Annotated in this window: 9 protein-coding genes; 6 read left to right on the forward strand and 3 right to left on the reverse strand. The window is 34.7% G+C overall.

The genetic code is table 11. From position 1 onward, the window contains the following. The first annotated feature begins 23 nt into the window (after positions 1–23). The 5 genes from CJ739_RS20345 to CJ739_RS11150 all read left to right on the forward strand — a co-directional run bounded on the left by CJ739_RS20345 (position 24) and on the right by CJ739_RS11150 (position 11,623). On the forward strand, positions 24–1,961 hold the full coding sequence (locus CJ739_RS20345) for a GDSL-type esterase/lipase family protein (protein ID WP_162880192.1): 1,938 nt from the start codon (positions 24–26) through the stop codon (positions 1,959–1,961). A 423-nt stretch (positions 1,962–2,384) separates the two neighbouring features. Then, positions 2,385–6,467 carry a pectinesterase family protein gene (locus tag CJ739_RS11135; RefSeq protein WP_117175299.1) on the forward strand — a complete coding sequence of 1,361 codons (4,083 nt, stop codon included), beginning with the start codon at positions 2,385–2,387 and terminating at the stop codon, positions 6,465–6,467. A 412-nt stretch (positions 6,468–6,879) separates the two neighbouring features. Then, positions 6,880–8,700: a T9SS type A sorting domain-containing protein gene (locus tag CJ739_RS11140; RefSeq protein WP_162880193.1), complete on the forward strand. Its 1,821-nt coding sequence runs from the start codon at positions 6,880–6,882 to the stop codon at positions 8,698–8,700. 610 nt (positions 8,701–9,310) lie between these two features. Beyond that, the gene (locus CJ739_RS11145) at positions 9,311–10,465 is read left to right on the forward strand and encodes a N(5)-(carboxyethyl)ornithine synthase (protein WP_117175301.1); all 1,155 of its coding nucleotides are present in this window, start codon (positions 9,311–9,313) and stop codon (positions 10,463–10,465) included. A 57-nt stretch (positions 10,466–10,522) separates the two neighbouring features. Next, positions 10,523–11,623 carry a methyltransferase gene (locus tag CJ739_RS11150; RefSeq protein ID WP_335645405.1) on the forward strand — a complete coding sequence of 367 codons (1,101 nt, stop codon included), beginning with the start codon at positions 10,523–10,525 and terminating at the stop codon, positions 11,621–11,623. 28 nt (positions 11,624–11,651) lie between these two features. Here CJ739_RS11150 and CJ739_RS11155 read toward each other — a convergent pair whose 3' ends face one another. The 3 genes from CJ739_RS11155 to rnhB all read right to left on the reverse strand — a co-directional run bounded on the left by CJ739_RS11155 (position 11,652) and on the right by rnhB (position 16,285). After that, complete coding sequence (locus tag CJ739_RS11155; protein WP_117175305.1) at positions 11,652–12,701, reverse strand: nucleoid-associated protein; 1,050 nt, start codon at positions 12,699–12,701, stop codon at positions 11,652–11,654. A 364-nt stretch (positions 12,702–13,065) separates the two neighbouring features. Beyond that, positions 13,066–15,519: a DUF3352 domain-containing protein gene (locus tag CJ739_RS11160; RefSeq protein WP_236951490.1), complete on the reverse strand. Its 2,454-nt coding sequence runs from the start codon at positions 15,517–15,519 to the stop codon at positions 13,066–13,068. Positions 15,520–15,685: 166 nt separating this feature from the next. Continuing rightward, a complete protein-coding gene (gene rnhB / locus CJ739_RS11165; protein ID WP_117175309.1) occupies positions 15,686–16,285 on the reverse strand; it encodes a ribonuclease HII in 600 nt (199 codons plus the stop codon). A gap of 324 nt (positions 16,286–16,609) precedes the next feature. Here rnhB and CJ739_RS11170 point away from each other — a divergent pair, with 324 nt between their 5' ends. Further along, entirely contained in the window at positions 16,610–18,592 is a 1,983-nt protein-coding gene (locus tag CJ739_RS11170) for a putative porin (protein ID WP_117175311.1), read from the forward strand. Positions 18,593–18,954 lie beyond the last annotated feature (362 nt).

The following is an 18,954-nucleotide window of genomic DNA, read 5'->3' on the forward strand; positions in this document are numbered from 1 at the left end:
ACTATGTTAAAAGCTAAAAAAAAATGAAGTCATTATTAAAATTATTTATTGGTGTTTTTGCTTTTTGCAATATTATCTCTGCAAATGCACAAATTACCTTGCATACTATTGGTGATTCCACCATGGCTGATTACGACGAAAATACTACAGATAAAAGAGGTTGGGGTATGATGTTTCAGCAATTTTTCACTTCTGAAGTCGTTGTAAATAACCGCGCTAAAGGTGGGGCTAGTAGTAAAAGTTTTTATTTGGAAGCACCTTATTGGACCACAGTAAAACAACAAATAGAAACAGGTGATTATGTAATCATTCAATTTGCACATAACGATGAGAAAAATGACGGTTTAGATGGGGGAACCGATCCCAATAACCCAATAAATGGGACAGATTACCGTGGTACGACAGCTGACGGAACTTATAAGGAATATCTTAGAAAGTATATTGACGAGACGCGTGCGTTAGGTGCTACACCTATTTTAGCAACTGCTATGTGCAGAAAATATTTTAGTGGTGGTACAATTACACGCAAAGGACGTCATGATTTAGGGGAAAACTTTGGTGTTCCTGAATCTAACCATACTTATGATTATAGCTATGCTATGCAAGACGTTGCTACTGAAAAGAGTGTACAACTTATTGACTTGACTACGTTAACAAAGGGGTTGTTAGAATCTTATGGCGATGCTGAAAGTACAGCCCAACTTTTCGTTTCTTCTGATTCCACACATCCTAATGCTTTGGGAGCCACATTAGTTGCTAGGTTATGTGCCCAGGAAATGACCAATCAGAATATTTTAGCGTCTTATATTAACACATCAACAGATGTTTTAATTAATCCGAGTAACTGTGATTTTGGTGAGGCATATGCAGGGCAAACACTTGCAAAAGAACTTACAATTACAGGTTTTGACCTTGAGCCAGCCTCAGGAACATTTACCCTTTCTGTAAGTGATGGTTTTTTAATTGCAGCAAATAAAGCAGATACTTTTGCTTCTTCTATCACTATGGATTATGTAAATAGCAGTCTTGAATTCTCGAAATTTTATATTTCAGTATCTCAGTCGGTTGGAGGAAATAAAGCAGGAACGCTTACCGTAACCAATGGAACAGTTACCAAAGAAATCCCTTTAACAGCCAATTATATTGAATTAACTGGTGGGACTGAAGTGAACCTTCTTTGGGAGCTATCAGCAGATGATAGTTATGTGTTAGAAGGCCCTGCCATTCCTCTTGATGAATCTCATAGTAATATGTATGTAAACAGATATGCACAACCTAGCAGCACTACAACATGGCCTGCTGAAAGTGGATATGTTGACAGAAAAACACAAAGAAACCTAATAGATGGTGATACTTGGCCTGCTGGAGAAATTGATGAGGTATCTACACGCTATATTCAGTTTGGTATTTCAGCAAGCGAAGGGACCGAACTAAATATTGATGATATAAGTCTATATGTTGGTGGTTCAGGAGGCAGTGGTATGCGTTGCCGTATTTCTTATTCTAAAGACGATTTTGCTACCACTTCTGTAGTAGAAGAATTTTCGAGTATGGTATCAAATACCATGTATGCTGTTTCAAAACAACCTGTCATTAAGCTTGCATACGGTGAGACTTTAAAATTACGTGTGTATCCTTGGTATAATGGAGAAGCTTCAGGAAAAACCATTTGCCTTGCAGATGTAAAAATACATGGCGTAGCTACTCCTACACTTTCCACAGAAAAGCCATTAGAGAATCGATTAAAATGGATAGTGCAGAATGATATTATTAAAATAAAAAATGCACCTGTAAATAGTATAGTGGCGATCTATGACTTAACTGGAAGATTAATATACAAATCATCGAATAATAGAGATGAAGAATTATTAATCATTAAATCACCAACTACCAAAGGGATTTATATTGGTAAAGTAGAATCTCAAGAAGGTGTACAAACAACAAAGTTTTTTGTGCCCTAAAAAATCATAATGAACCGGCTATTTTATGCCGGTTTTTTTATTATTTATTTAGAATGATGCTTTTTAGTAAATATGACTCAATTCTAACGTCATCTTATTTCTTAAAAGATGATCATGTTTTGAAAAAAGTACTGCCAGCCTTTGGTGGTTACTTGCAATGCTACTTATGCTAATGTAACAGGAGACGTACCAGTTATTAACGTTGTTCTTATAAGTCATTAACTGTAATATTTTGACTTCATTAATAAATATTACGACTTTTCAAAAGCAAATAATTAGACTGTACTAAAATTTTAACAATAAAAGTAGTAATTTACTTTGCGTAATCGATTGCAATTTATATATTTGATGATATTATTCATTTAACAATGTTTATTTGTTAAATGAGAAAAACAATTATTAATTACAACTAAACCACAAACTATGAGACAAAAATTTTTACTATTAACTTTTTTAGCTTTCTTTTCGATGCAACTGAAAGCGCAAACCTACGACATCGTAGTTGCTCAGGATGGATCCGGGAACTACACGTCTATTCAAGCAGCTTTTGATGCGGTACCAGCTGGTACTCCAACGACTATTTATGTAAAACAAGGTCTTTATGACCAAGAGAAGTTAATTATCCCTGCTGATAAAACGAATATTACGTTAATCGGGGAAAGTAGGACAGGAACCATTATTTCTTACGATATCTATAATTGTAACGATGGAGGTGATGGTATGTGCCCAGATAACAAAGTGGCACTTTGGGACAGCAATAGCGATTTGGTAAGGACTGCTGCGACACTAACAATTAAGGCGAATGATTTTAGGGCCGAAAACATAACAATTCAGAATACTGCAGGCCCGGTTGGTCAAGCCCAGGCCATTACGCTTCAGGCGGATCGCAATGTGTTTGTTAATTGCGATATCAAAGGATATCAGGATACCGTATACTTTTGGATGGCAGAAACATCTCGAGCTTATTTTGACTCCTGTATGATTTTGGGCCGTACAGATTATATTTATGGACGAGGTGTAGGCTTTTTTAACGAATGCGAAATTAGAAGTTATGGTGGCGCATGGATAACAGCGCCTGCAACTACAGAATCCCAAGACTATGGCTTTGTGTTTTATAAGTGTGATTTAACATACCAACCAAATAGCCCTAGAAGCGGAGATGATGGCGCGTTGATAAAATTCGGACGTCCATGGCACGAATACCCTAAAGTATCTTGGTTATACTGTACCATGCCAGCAGAAATTGATCCTTTAGGTTGGGGAGATAAATGGAATATGGCTTATTCCGATACAGATACAAGACTTCATTTGTATGAGTGGATGAATACCGGTCCAGGAGCAGACATGAGCGGTAGAGCTGATTGGGCTGGCTTAAGAGCCATGGCAAATCAAGCCGAAGCTGATTTATATGAGCCGGAAATAGTATTGGCAGGATCTGATAACTGGAATCCTACAGCTGTATCTACTACTATTAATGCATACGCTACCATAGAAGCAGAAAGCTATACCAGCCAGTCTGGCATAGCCACAGAACCTTCAGGAGAAGGTGGTGAAAATGTAGGCTTTATTCAGAATGGTGATTGGATAGCTTTTTCTAATGTAGATTTTGGCAGTATTGGAGCGGCAAGCTTTTCTGCTAGGGCGGCTACGACGGCTTCCGGTACCATCAAAATAATGTTGGACGGTGTATCTGGCACTCAAGTGGGAACTTGCTCCATAACGAACACTGGGGGCTGGCAAACGTATGCCAATTTCACTAGCAGTGTAAGTAGTGTATCAGGCATACATGACGTATATCTTGTTTTTGAAGGAGGTAGCGGTTATTTGTTCAATCTGAACTATTTTAGCTTCACGGAAGCTGCCGCAGCTGCGTCACTCATCAAGCATGGTGCTGGCTCTTCAAGCCAGACAGTAGGAATAAATGAAAATATTGTTGATTTTTATTATAATTGGACAAATGCCACAACGGTAAATGTGACAGGAGTTCCTTCTGGAATCAATGTTAACATCGATAATACAAACAAGGCTGTCTCTTTTAGTGGTGCTCCTACCGTTAGCGGTACTTTTAATTATAGTATTACCACCGTTGGAGGATCACCCAATGCTACCAAATCAGGAACTTTTACAGTAAATGCAGCCACAGCCACAGCTCCGGCATTCCCTGGAGCTGAAGGGTTTGGTCGTTACACTACAGGAGGTAGAGGCGGTCAGGTTATTTACGTTACCAACTTGAACGATTCTGGTGCAGGAAGCTTGAGAGCGGCCGTCAGCGCTAGTGGCCCAAGAATTGTGATGTTCAAAGTATCAGGTGTCATTGCACTTCAATCCGATTTAAAGATTACCAACGGCGACATTACTATTGCTGGTCAAACAGCACCAGGGGATGGAATTTGTTTAAAGAATTATTCGTTATATGTAAGCGCAAGCAATGTTATCATCAGGTATATCCGTTCGCGCATGGGTGATGAGGCTGGTAACCAGAACGATGCCATGTGGGGAAGGAATCAATCCAATATTATTCTTGATCATTGCTCTTTGAGCTGGTCTATTGATGAAACCGGATCATTTTATGACAATTCTAATTTTACCATGCAGTGGTGTATCGTGTCAGAGAGCTTAAAAAACTCCGTGCATGATAAAGGCGCCCACGGCTATGGCGGCGTTTGGGGAGGACAAAAAGCTAGTTTCCACCACAACCTTCTTGCCCATCATGATAGTAGAAACCCTAGATTATTAGGAGCCAAGTTTACCAATGAACCAGAAGCGGTATTGCTTGATTACAGGAATAATGTGGTTTACAATTGGGGGTCAAATAGCACGTATGGAGGTGAAGGAGGCAGTTTCAATCTTGTCAATAATTATTACAAACCAGGGCCGGCTACCAAATCAGGGGTAAGTACAAGAATTTTTTCGCCAAACCCACAAGCTGCCGGAGCAGCATTGCCTGAAGGCACATGGGGAATGTTTTACATTAATGGAAACTACATGAATGGAAGTGCCACTGTAACCAATGATAACTGGTCTGGGGTTTTTCCAAATCCTTCAACCAAAGACAAAGAGGAATTGAAATCAACCTCGGTCTATACTTTTGGGGATATTACGACACATTCAGCAACGGATGCATTCACTCAGGTTTTAGCACATGCAGGTGCAAGTTTAAGTCGTGATGCAATCGATACGCGAATTGTAACAGAAACTCAAAACGGTACTTACACCCATACAGGATCAAACGGAAGTACAAACGGCATCATTGATAGTCAGGGTGATGTAGGAGGATGGCCAACATATAGCTCAACCGTAGCGCCATCCGATTCAGATGGTGATGGCATGCCCAATCAGTGGGAGTTGGACCATGGTTTGAATATGAACGATGCAGCTGATGGTGTAGCATACACCCTGAATTCGATTTATACTAATGTAGAAATCTATTTGAATAGTTTAGTAGTTGCCATTACCAGCAATCAGAACCAAAATGGAGCTCCCAACTATACAGATCCTGATGGTGGTGCGGCTACCCTTGGGAAACGTGGTGCAGGGTCGTCCATCCAAACAGTGGATGTGAATACTGCCATCGCTGATTTCTATTATACTTGGACAAATGCCACTTCTGCTACGGCATCAGGTTTACCTACAGGAGTGAATGCAATAGTGGATCAAACAGCTCAGACTATTTCCATAAGTGGGACTCCTACAGTAGCAGGCACATTCAATTTTACAGTAACCACGGTAGGAGGTTCTACGAATGCTTCTCTTTCTGGCAAAATTACAGTAAATGCTACCAGTGCTACTACCTATTATCAAATACAAAATCGAGGAACAGGTTTAGTGATGGACGGTTATGGTAGAACAGGTAATGGTGATGCCTGTAGTCAATACGCCAATTCTACGACACATGATAATTCATATTGGGAAATGGTAGATGTTGGTAGTGGTTATGTACAGTTTGTAAATCGTGGCACAGGGATGATTCTTGATGGCATGGGAAGGACTGCTAATGGATCTGATTGTGGACAGTGGGCTAATACAACTAGTAATAATTCACATTGGTCTGTGCAACAATATAGCGGGGATTATTACAGAATTCAAAACCGTGCTACAGGATTGTTTTTAGATGGCATGGGAAGGACTGCTAACGGATCAAATGTCGGACAATATGCAAATACTACTCATGTAAATGCACAGTGGCTTTTAGTGAGCGACCCAGCCAATGCTAGTAAAGCAGCTTCATCTAAAAATACCCTTGGCTTAACTGTTAATGATGTTAAGGCTGAAGTGAAAATATATCCAGTGCCATTTAAAAATGAATTTTATATAGATTTAGCTAAGGCAGGGAAGGTTAAGCAAATTTCGGTATTCAATATGCTTGGACAACAAATCCATTTAATAAACGGAAACGAGATTAGAAATCAAATCGCAAAAGTGACTGTTAACACTGGTGCAGGTATGTTTGCAATTAAAATAATTACAGAAAATGGTGTTATAAATAAAACCATAGTTAAAGAATAAGTCTTTTTATATGAAGCCCTCTCAGAAACCTAGTTTCTGAGAGGGTTTTTTAATAGGATATTTCTAAAAATTATATTACAGCCAGCCACTTGAAGCTGTAAAAGAGAAGCCTCAAAATTTGATAGACAAAAAATATGAATGTTCAAAAAGAATTTTTAACTTTATATACTATTCCTAAAATAATTTAAATACGATAGACTTATGCATATTATGTATAAGTACTAACACTAAATAGTAGTGTCTTTTAATTATTATTTTAAGCTTAATTACAGCTATGAAAATCGCTATGGACAAGAAGTTTACTTATAATTTTTAAATAACTGAACACTTAAGAAAATAAAGTTTAGTGAAGTAAACCCCAATGAAGATAAATAATTCCAAATAACCTAAAAAAACAAATAATTATCTACTTATGAAAAAACTTTTATTATTAACCATTCCTCTGTTTTTTTGTGCTTTTTTAAACAAAGAAAAAGCAAATGATTTAGCGGTCGACAAAAATCAATCAAAAAATTATTATTTTTTGGAAGATATACCTGCTTTTCCTGGCGCTGAAGGCTTTGGAAAATTAGCTACTGGAGGTAGAGGAGGCCAAGTTATGTATGTAACCAATTTAAATGATTCTGGTACAGGAAGCTTGCGAGCGGCGGTTGAAGCCAGTGGCGCAAGAATAGTTGTGTTTAAAGTCTCTGGAATTATTACGCTTACCAAAGATTTAAAAATCACAAATGGAAATATTACCATAGCAGGTCAGTCTGCTCCTGGTGATGGTATATGCTTAAAGGATTATTCAGTAACTATTGACGCAGATAATGTTATTATCCGTTTTATGAGATTTAGAATGGGAGATGAAGCAGAACATGAAGGAGATGCACTAGGTGGTAGATTTCACAATAATATTATTATAGACCATTGCTCTATGAGTTGGTCTACAGATGAATGTGTGTCTTTTTATAATAATCAAAACTCAACCGTACAATGGTGTATTATTTCAGAAAGTCTTCGTAATTCTGTTCATGGAAAAGGAGCTCATGGTTATGGTGGTATATGGGGAGGTAAAAATGCTTCTTTTCATCACAATTTATTAGCACATCACGATAGTCGTAATGCAAGATTAGGAGAAGAAGCTGGATCAGATTTTGCTCGTACCGACTTAGTGGACATTAGAAACAATGTTATTTATAATTGGGGAAATAATAGTACCTATGGAGGTGAAGCCATGAATGTAAACATGGTTAATAATTATTATAAACTAGGTCCTGCAACATTAGCTAATAATGGAACTACAAAAGAAGGACGGATTTTATCAATAGACAAAAATAAAGTGAAAGGTACTGAAGTCTATGATATTTGGGGTAAGTTTTATATTGATGGCAATTATGTAGATGGCAATACCAACTCTACAAATGATAATTGGAACTATGGTGTTTATAATCAATTCCATAGTTCATATTCTTCTTACTCAGGTGTTACTTGTAAAGATAGTAATGGGAATACAATACCATGTGAATATACAATTCCAGTTTCAGAGTCCGATAAAATAGCTATGAAGTTAAATACCCCTCTCGATGTACAAAATAATGTAACAACACATTCAGCAATAGAGGCTTATAACAAAGTACTTGCTTATGGAGGCGCTTCATTTGTACGTGATGTAATTGACTCACGCATAGTTTCTGAAACAGAAAACCGTTCTTTTACATACACTGGATCCAATGGTAGTACCAATGGTATTATTGATACACAAAGTGATGTTGGCGGATGGCCTGCATACAACTCAACTACAGCGCCTACTGATACTGATGGTGATGGTATGCCAGATGCATGGGAGGATACAAATGGACTTGATAAAAATAATGCTTCCGATGGAGTATCGACCTCTTTAGATGGTGGTTATACGAATGTGGAAGTGTATTTGAATAGTCTTGTGGCTTCAATAATAAGTAGTCAAAATGAAAATTCTTTATCAGTACAAAATAATAACATTGATAGTTCAGTAATAAAAATATACCCTATACCATTTAAAAATGATTTTTATATAGATTTAGATAAGGCAGGAAAGGTTAAGCAAATTTCGGTATTCAATATGCTTGGACAACAAATCCGTTTAATAAATGCCAACGAAATCACAAATAAAACCACAAAAGTGACTATTAACGATGGTACCGGTGTGTTTGTAATTAAGATAATTACAGAAAATGGTGTTATAAATAAGACCATTGTTAAAGAATAAGGAATAGTATCATTGTTTTATAAATTAAACCCTATCAGAAATTAAAAACTCTCTGATAGGGTTTTTTTATTGACGTTTCTAAAGGTTATTTGAAAATAGTATCTTCCTAAAATATGGCTACAGGTTATAATTGTTTTATATTTTATAAACCATACTGTTGGGACGCTTTCATAACAATGGTTTTCCTAGGTTGTTATAATTAATATCTATCTTTTTTATTTTGAGTATTTGTGTGTTAATAGTTTAAGTGAATTTTGTCATAAGCTGATTAACAATTGTTTGCGATAAATGGATTTCTCCAGATTTTTTGTTTAAGTTTATTTGTTAAAAGACATTACTTTGGTATTATTCCTAATAATGGGTTTTAAAAAAGTATCTTTGTCAATAGTATTGTTTTATTTATCTGTTGATATTAATTAAACGAATTCATTATCCCTTCGCACATCTTTAGCGAATTGTTAAGACTTCTTTTTAAGTTCTTATTTTGATTAACGAAACGCTAGTGGCCAACTTAATGCCTGATTGCTAGTAAGTAACTATTTAATAGTGATTTTAATCTTACGCTTTGCTAATGTCATTAGTCTGCAATTCGTTTTAATTCAAAAGACATATGGGTTTTTTAAAAATGGGAGTTATTGGAACTTCAAAAAAAGAAGATGAAAGGCGGGTACCTATTCATCCAGAACATTTAAATAGACTTCCGGAACAGATTAGAAAACAACTTATTTTTGAAAAAGGGTATGGTAAACCTTTTAATATAAGTGACGAAGAAATTAATGGCTTAACAGGTGGAATTGCATCACGAAGTGACATATTATCAGATATTGGTTCCGCCATTATAGCCAAACCTATTTTGTCTGATTTGGAAGAGTTAAAAGATGGTGGTATTATTTGGGGGTATCCTCATTGTGCCCAACAAATGCAAATAACACAAACAGCTATAGACAAAAAATTAACCTTAATCGCTTTTGAAGATATGTATGTGTGTTATCCTAGCGGGCAAATGGGAAGACATACGTTTTATAAAAACAATGAAATGGCTGGATATAGTGCGGTTATACATGCACTTCAACTCAAGGGGATAGATGGTCATTATGGAAATCAACGAAAAGTCATCATTTTTAGTTTTGGAGCAGTAAGTAGGGGTGCTATTTATGCTTTAAAAGCACATGGTTTTAGAGATATTACTATTTGTATTCAAAGACCCGATCATGAAGTTAGGGAAGAAGTATTAGATGTAAATTATACCAGACTTAGAAAAGGAAATGAAAACGAGCCTCGATTGATTGTTGTAGAACATGATGGTTCAGAACGATCTCTATTGGATTTGATAAATGAATCTGAAATAATAGTTAATGGAACGTATCAAGACACAGACGACCCCATTGACTATGTAAAAGAGGATGAAAAAACGATGCTTAAACCTGGAGCACTCATTATAGATGTGAGTTGTGATGAAGGTATGGGGTTTTATTTTGCTAAACCCACTACTTTTAAAAATCCACTTATAGCTATTGATAATATTGATTACTATGCGGTAGATCATACACCCAGTTATTTTTGGGAAAGCGCTTCTAGATCTATTTCTGCAGCATTAATTACGCATTTACCATCCGTAGTATCAGGTAGAGAAAGTTGGAATGATAATAAAACCATCAAAAATGCCATAAATATTGATGAAGGTGTTATTGTGAAAGACACGATTCTTAGATTCCAGAATCGCCATTCAAACTATCCACATAAAGTTCATGAGCTTGTGAGCTAATGGCGCTTTTTAATTTCACCAATCACCTAAACGGGAAGGATCTACACGATAAAATAGATGCTTTCTTCACAACATATAATAAAACCATTGATGATTACAGGTATTAACGTAAACAAGCCGGAACCTATTGTATCTGGAAAACAATTAGAGTTGTTTAACAGTGCTACAGATGTAAAACGAACCATTAAAGCACTAGAAGCAGGAAAACCTGTATTGATAACAGCTTTCTATAGTAATGGATTGTTGCTTTTAAAGGAGTTACACATACATCTAAATAAAAAGTTGCCAAACAAGTCTTTTCAAGAACAACGAGAATATCGGTCAGCATATCATAAGCTATCAAATCTTATTTTGATAGAAATTGTAGCTCATAAATTAATTGTGAAAAAATCACCTTCCATTGGCTGGTTAGAAAAACTGTATCCAGAAACAAGTGATTTTTTATTGACGTTTCCTCAAGTTCAAGGATTAAACAGTGCTTGGCAGTGGTATATAAACGGAATTTCCATTCCTGTATTGCGAAATAAAGTGCATCCATATTACGGTACTTACTTCCCTACGCGTTTTGATCATTTAATCCTTTTTGATAATTGGATGAAACGTTATAAAGGACTTAAAAAGTCTGCAATGGATATTGGAATTGGAAGTGGCGTACTTTCTTTTCTAATGATAAAGCATGGTTTTCAGGAGGTTTTTGGTACAGATACCAATCCTAACGCGATTGTTGGTCTAACCGAATTTATGGGTGACACCAAATTGTCTAGAAAGATAAGATTGGATTTTGGACATCTTTTTGGGATTTGGGAAAAGCAGACCGAGTTGATTGTTTTTAATCCGCCATGGCTGCCGGAATCTAATAATACAGATATATTTGATGAAGCTATGTATTATAATAAAAATCTATTTCCTGATTTTTTCACTGAAGCAAAAAAAAGACTATTGCCTGAAGGGAAGCTCATAATTATATTCTCAAATTTAGCTCAAATAACGCATGTTACAAAAGACCATCCCGTAGAGAAGGAGCTATTGGAAGGTGGGAGATTTCAATTGGAAACATGTTTAAAGAAAACAGTAAAAGCAGCTTCAGATAAAACAAAACGAGATCAACATTGGCGCTCTTCTGAAGAAGTAGAGCTTTGGGTGCTGACAAATAAGTAGGTTTTTGAAGTGTTGAACTTAAAAAAGGCTAGCTCTCCACATTAAAAAATGCCTTATAATAATGCATTTTCTTTTCATCATCATAACCGCGTTCTAAATATTCAGCCGAGGCATCAGGCGCATCAATATCAAGTTTTATTTGTATGTTGGTGTCAAGTTTTATATCGGTTTTGAATTTTTTCTTTTCTTTGTTTACAACGCTTTCGGCAACATCAAATTGGTTTCTTAACACCATGTCTTGTTCGTCTTCAAAGTTTTTTTTGTAATCGTCAAACAGTTTTTTGTGTTTGTCTTCTTCAAAAAGTTCGTCCTTAAAACGTTCTATGTTTACAACTTCGTTTTCTTTAAAAAAGTCGATGGTTTTTGCTAAAAAGGTGTTTTGCTCTTTTGCGCCGTAGGTGGTCTTTAAAATGTCGGTTGAGAAATCTTTACAAAGTGTTATGTATTGTTGCGTATGGTTGTTGGCATCATCAGCATATTTTATGTTTAAAAACTGGTTTATCCAATATTGGGCATCATAACTGTTGTTATCTACACTTAAAATAATGTTGCCTTCGGTATCGGTTTGGTTTAAAATTAGGCAGCCTTTATCTACTTTTTTAGATGAGATTCCTTTTTGTACCAACACGTCGTAGCTGTTATTTTCTAAATAGGTTTGAAAAAAATTCACTTTGCTTTCAATTTTAAATATACCTAGGGCGTTAGTGGTTATGTCATTAAACTCAATACCTTCAAACATAGCTACTAGTACATCGCCTGTTTTTATTTGAGCAGATGTAGATTGCTCATATAAATGGGTTACTATATGTTTTGAAATTTCAATAAAAGCATCATCATCACTAAATATTTGGTTGCTGTAACTGTTTATTTCGTTTAATGAAATATTGGCGTGGTGGTTAAACCGGTAGCTTTGTACCACAGAACTAAAGGGGCGTAATAAAAAAGGGAGCATTAAATCGTAACTAGCTTCGTCAAAATCGACCAGTTTTTCTGAAAAGGCATTTTTAGTGTCGTTGAATTTATTACCAACCTTATGAATGATGAATTTTGAAATAGAGGCATTTTTTCTTGAAATCATGGTTTGTTTATTGAGATTGCAATACTATTAAATTAACTTGGAATAGTCATAAAAAAGAGTGCCAAAGTATTTTGCTTTGGCACTCCAGATTTAGGGACTTTCGATTTGGTTATCGTCATATTTTAATTGTTTTTCTAATGCATATTGCATATATCGTTAACGAAACTTTATCTTTCAATAAAAATTAATGAAATTTTACTAGATACTATAACTCTTAATTAAGTACCCTTTAATTGATTTTTTTGAAATTTGTATTGTAAATAGTTGTTAATAGCAGGTCTAAAGATAAAAATTCCTTTTTCATACACAAAGAGTTGTATGAAAATGCTTCAATGTGCCAAATTGGAAACGAATGGATTGAGGTTTAGTTAATACGGTACAGTAATATGGAATTGTTTTCGCCTTTGGTTACGAATTCCAAGCTGTTATCTTTATCAATATTATCTAATACTATTTCCGAATTGCCATACACAGGAAAGTTAGGCAATAGGTTTCCTTGGCTATCATAGATATAAACTTTTTGAGCTTGTAAATCGGTAATGGTAACATAAATTTTATCCCTAATATAAAACAGTTCGGGTCTAGTGTAAGTACCAAAATCCAACTCCACAGCATTGCTTTTAATGGTTAATTTGTTTCCGGTTAGTGTTACCAATGTTTTACTGCTGGCTTCTATGTTGTGTTTTTCTGAAAGATTTAGGTTTTGGGTTGAAACACCACCTTTAGTATCTACGGAAATTAGTTGTCCGTTTAATGTTGTTGTTGTGAAAGTACTGTTATATAAAAAGACAGGTTGATTTGAAAAATTACTTGATCTTTTTGGTGTAACGCGTGTATTTCCTACTCTGTCTATTATATGAAGCGTATTGTTGGTTTTAAATACAATATAGTCTTTACTGCTTATTCTAAAATGTTTTGGTTGACTAATAATAGCTTCTTTTGCCGATTTAAAATTGAAACCGTTAACCGTTTTGGCATTAACATCGTACATTAATAAGTTTTTGCCTTGGGTAACTAACAGGCGGTAATTTTTATTTCTATCGTAATCAAAAACAGATAATGGCTGGGTAATCTTATCATTAAATTTACCCGGAAACGGAGCAACGTCTTTACCATTTCTGTCAATAACATAAACACGGTTTAGGGTTGCAAAAGCTAATTGTAATCGCCCATTTTTAAAAATATCAATTTGTTCAATGGTTCCTAAAACAGCACCTTCAAGTTGTTTTTTCCAAAGAATTTTTCCTTTATTGGAAATTAAATAGAGGTTGTTTTTAATGTCTTGCACCACTATTTCTTTTTCTTTAGTAAGATGATTGATTACAAATTGGGGCTTGTTTAAAATATCGGAAGCCAATTTAATGTTTAATTCTTCCGAAACCGAGTTTTGAGCAGCTCTGGTTTTGCTCTTTTTTATAATAGCATTTACATGAGCAAAATTAGAATCATAAATAAATTGTAATGCCGAAGTGCTGTAACTATTAAAAGAATCATCTAAATCGTCTTTAAAGTTTTTACTTATAATGGATTTTAAAGACGTATTATTAACGGCTAGTAATAATGAAGACGCATTGCTTAATTGTTCTTTAACTTTCTTAAAAGTTTCTAACTCACTAAATGTTGTTTTGTTTTGGTAGTTAGCAATGATATTTTGTAATAAATCTGAATGACTGGAAAACACAAAAAAGTTATCTAAAATGCAATATTTATTTGGGCTGATGTCTTTAACTAAAGGTGAAAACGTATTGATAAATAATTCAGGTTGGCTAAAACTGTATATTTCTATGCCTCTATAAGTTTCGATAACAGTTTGTTCGCTAATAAGCGCATCTTCAGTAGCAATAAAATCGGTGGAGTTTAATATAAGGGCACGCTTGTCGGTTTGATAAATAATACCAACTTCTATAATATTATCAAAAATGGGTGAACTACTAGTAATAGAATCTTTCTTTTTAAATGTTTTTAAATTACCTTCAATAGTTTTGAAATTCTTAAAAGTGAAGCTCATAAAGCCATCACTATCATAAGGTGTTATATGTTGGGTTTGATTTTCTTGCGGAATGGTGTTTCTAAATATATTGCTCAGAATTTTAGTAGAATCTGTCGCTTTTGTAATACCATTAATGTATATATCGTTTTGGTTTATATCCACATCAATAGCTATATAATTGGTAAAAGCCTTTAGATTTAAAGATTCTTCAATAAAAAACGATTTTATAAAAGGAGAGTTGGCATTTATAATAATAGAAAACGTTTTATCGTTACTGGTAGAATTGTAAATTTTTACCAATTCTTCATTCATATCGGAATTTGCAAAAGCAGTATTTATAATGTCTTTGGATGATGCTGCAAAAAAAGTGCTGTCTATTACCGTGCTGTAAAAGGTGTTTTTATTATAAGTAGATTTTGTGAGTGTTTGGTTTTCGTAAGTAAGTGTTTCTTCAACATAATTTTTAATAGAATCTCTTTTGAATAGTTGAGGAGTAAATTTTGTTATTATAGTAAATTGAAGACTGTCTTTTTGGTCTTTTGAAAAACAAATAAGTAATTCACCACTTGGTTTTAAAAGCTTTAAATAATCTAGATTGGTTTCTAAATGTTTATAAGCTGAGGTTTTAGTAAACTTATCTAAAAAGTCACTGTTTTTAATACTACTTTTTAAATCTTCAAGATTAGATGTCTTTATGATGATAGATGTGTTTTTTGGAACAAAATCGACAAGATTGGCACGATTTTTTTCAACGTTGGAACAGCTAAAAGCAACAAATAATAAGAGTGTGAAACCAAAGAATCTCATAAAACGAATTAATTTATACAAACCTACATATTTTTGAAATCATAGCTTAAAAAAACAACGTAATCTGCTATTTTTTATTTTTCACCAAAACTCAGTAATCAGTAACTAGTGATCAGTAGTCAGTGATCAGTAGTCAGTAATCAGTAACCAGAACACCTAGAACCCATGACCTAGAACCTAGCCCTCCTCAAATATCTAATTTTAATTGTTCGGGTAATAATCGAAACGATTTTCTATGATATTTAGTGATTCCATATTTTCGTATCGCTTCTCGGTGTTCTTTGGTAGGGTAGCCTTTGTTTTGTTTCCAATTATACATGGGGAATTCTTCATGAATGGTATTCATGTATGCATCCCTATACGTTTTTGCTAAAACCGAAGCTGCAGCAATACTCAAATATTTACCATCACCTTTAATGATGGTTTCAAAAGGAATACCGCCGTAAGGTTTAAATTTGTTGCCATCAACAATTATAAATTCTGGTTTGGAAGTTAATTGTGCGATAGATTGTTGCATGGCCAAAATAGAAGCATTTAAAATATTTATTTGGTCTATCTCATCTTGAAAGACATGTGATATACCAAAAGTTAGGGCTTCCAATTCAATGATAGGCTTTAATAAATCTCTTTTACGTTCACTTAGTTGCTTGGAATCGTTTAAAATGGAATTATTAAAAGTTGAAGATAGCATAACGGCAGCAGCAGTAACCGGACCTGCTAAACAACCACGTCCAGCCTCATCTGTACCACATTCTAAAGCAAAATTTGAATAGTTTTTTAATAACATTTAAATAATAATATGGTCAAATCTATAATTTTATTTTGTCATTCTAAGAGACTGTCTAAGAATGAAAATAATTTAAGATTTCTTTATACAAACTTTTGTGATTATGAAACACCCGTGAGAATGGCATTCGCGCACCCGAGGATGATTATTTAGAGTATTCCATCTGACCAAATTAAAATAATAAATATAAACAGATGAAAATATAAACTATTTATTAAATAATTTTTCCATTTTATAACGTTATCATATTTTGTATTTACATTTGCATCGTTAAAAATGATTATACATTTCTAATCATTTAACTTAGTATCGAAACGTATTACTATGACTTTATATTTAGGTTTTAAAGCAATAAAGAACTATCATTTAAAAATAAACTTGGTTTTGGTGTTTTTTTTAATACTACAATGCAGCCAACTTTTTGCTCAAGATAAACCCAAAAGGTCTAATCGATTAGGTAGAGAGTTAGGTATAGTACAGCCTAAGGATTCGCTTGCAAAAGAAAAGCTCCCTAAAATAACAGATTACTTAATTATTTCGCACGTTAACGACACAACCTATGTAGATACAACGTTGTCCATTAAAAAAGAATATAAGTTCAATTACTTAAGAAAAGATAATTTTGGATTGATGCCTTTCTCAAATATGGGGCAAACCTATAACAGTCTTACCTATAACTTTCAAAATACCAGTTTAATGCCAGGTTTTGGTGCGCAAGCAAAGCATTTTTTCTATATGGAAGTTGAAGATATTAACTATTATCGTGTGCCAACCCCTTTTACCGAACTGTTTTTTAAAACCGCTTTTGAGCAAGGGCAACAAACAGATGCATTTTTTACCGTAAACACATCACCGCAATTCAATTTTTCAATAGCATATAAAGGGTTACGCTCTTTGGGTAAATACCAACACATATTAACAAGCAGTGGTAATTTTAGGTTTACATCAAATTATAAATCCAAAAATAATAGATATAATGCAAAAGGGCATATTGTAACACAAGACTTATTAAATCAAGAAAACGGTGGTTTACGAGACGATAATATAGTGTATTTTGAAACTGGCGACCCCGAATTTTTAGACCGATCTATTTTCGAGGTTAATTTCGAAAACGCCGAGAGCCTCCTAATAGCTAAACGTTTTTATTTAGACCATACCTATCATATAATAAGGAAAAGGGATTCATTATCTAAAAATAAACTTAATATAGGGCATATCATAGCTTTTGAAGATAAATACTATCAGTACGATCAATCTTCAGCAAATAGTTTTTTTGGTGATGCTTTTAAAAGTTCAAGATTAAAGGATCGTGCAACGCTCGAAAATTTTTATAATCAATTTCAATTAAATTATAGCAACAATATAATAGGTGATTTACAATTCAACGTAAGCAACAACAATTATAATTATGGTTATAATAAGCTGGTAGTTTTGAATGGAAACACCATAACTAACAGATTAAAGGGCGATGTTTTTTCAACAGGCGGTAAATACCGCAAGCAATACAAAGGTTTTGAACTAAAAGGAGAATTGGGTATAAATATATCTGGAGATTTCGACGGTAACTTTTTAAAAGGCACAGCAACATTCAAATTAAATAATGATATAGCAGCATCCGCATCATTAAATCACAGTTCAAAAGCACCAAATTACAATACCTTATTATATCAAAGTGATTATTTAGCGTATAACTGGCAAAACAATTTCAATAATATCGAAACCCAGCAACTGGCATTTAACTTAAAATATAAAAGCTTAGCCAATATAACGGTCGATCTCAATACCATAAATGATTATGTTTATTTTAAAAAAGATGAAACATCACAACAAGTAAAACCATTTCAAAACAATACGACCATTACCTATTTAAGGGCTAAGTTCGAAAACGAAATAAAAGTAGGGAAGTTTGCCTTAAACAATACCGTGTTGTACCAAAACACGCAAGACAACAACAGCGTTTTAAATGTACCGCAACTAACAATACGAAACACCTTATACTTTTCAAGCCACGTCTTCAAAAAAGCCATGTACCTGCAAACGGGCATAACCTTAAATTACTTCACAAAATATTATATGAATGCCTATAATCCATTATTGGCAGAATTTTATGTACAAACCGATCGTGAATTCGGGGATTTTCCTAGGCTAGATTTCTTTTTAAATGCAAAAATACGTCAGACCAGAGTGTATTTAAAAGCAGAACATTTCAATTCAGCGTTCACAGGATACGATTATTATTCAGCACCCAACAATCCATATCGCGATTTTACAGTGCGTTTTGGTCTCGTTTGGAATTTCTTTTTATAATTTTTTGGCGTTCCCTATCGGGTCGGGCTGTCCGTTGCAAGTCCTCGCTCGTGCCTCGCTGTGGGCTTTCCACTGCCATCCCTAACGCGCGCACCGATAAAGTACATGGATATATAGCAGGGGCCCATCTCCCTTGGCAAGGTCCATTTCAGCAAATGCCCCTTATATATATGTGTAAAAACCACCGGTTATCCGGGGCACCATATGTTTTTGGGCCCAGAAAGGGGCCGCCCCTGGGTCTTTTCCCCATGCCCCTTGCCCCAAAATGGCCGGCCGATGCCCATCTCCCACGGCCAAGGCCCCCGTCCCGGAAAAAAACCTTTGGCGTAACATATTGAAAACCACGCAGAAGAAAAAAAAGG

It is taken from the genome of Mariniflexile sp. TRM1-10 (genome assembly GCF_003425985.1).
Taxonomy (GTDB): Bacteria; Bacteroidota; Bacteroidia; order Flavobacteriales; family Flavobacteriaceae; genus Mariniflexile.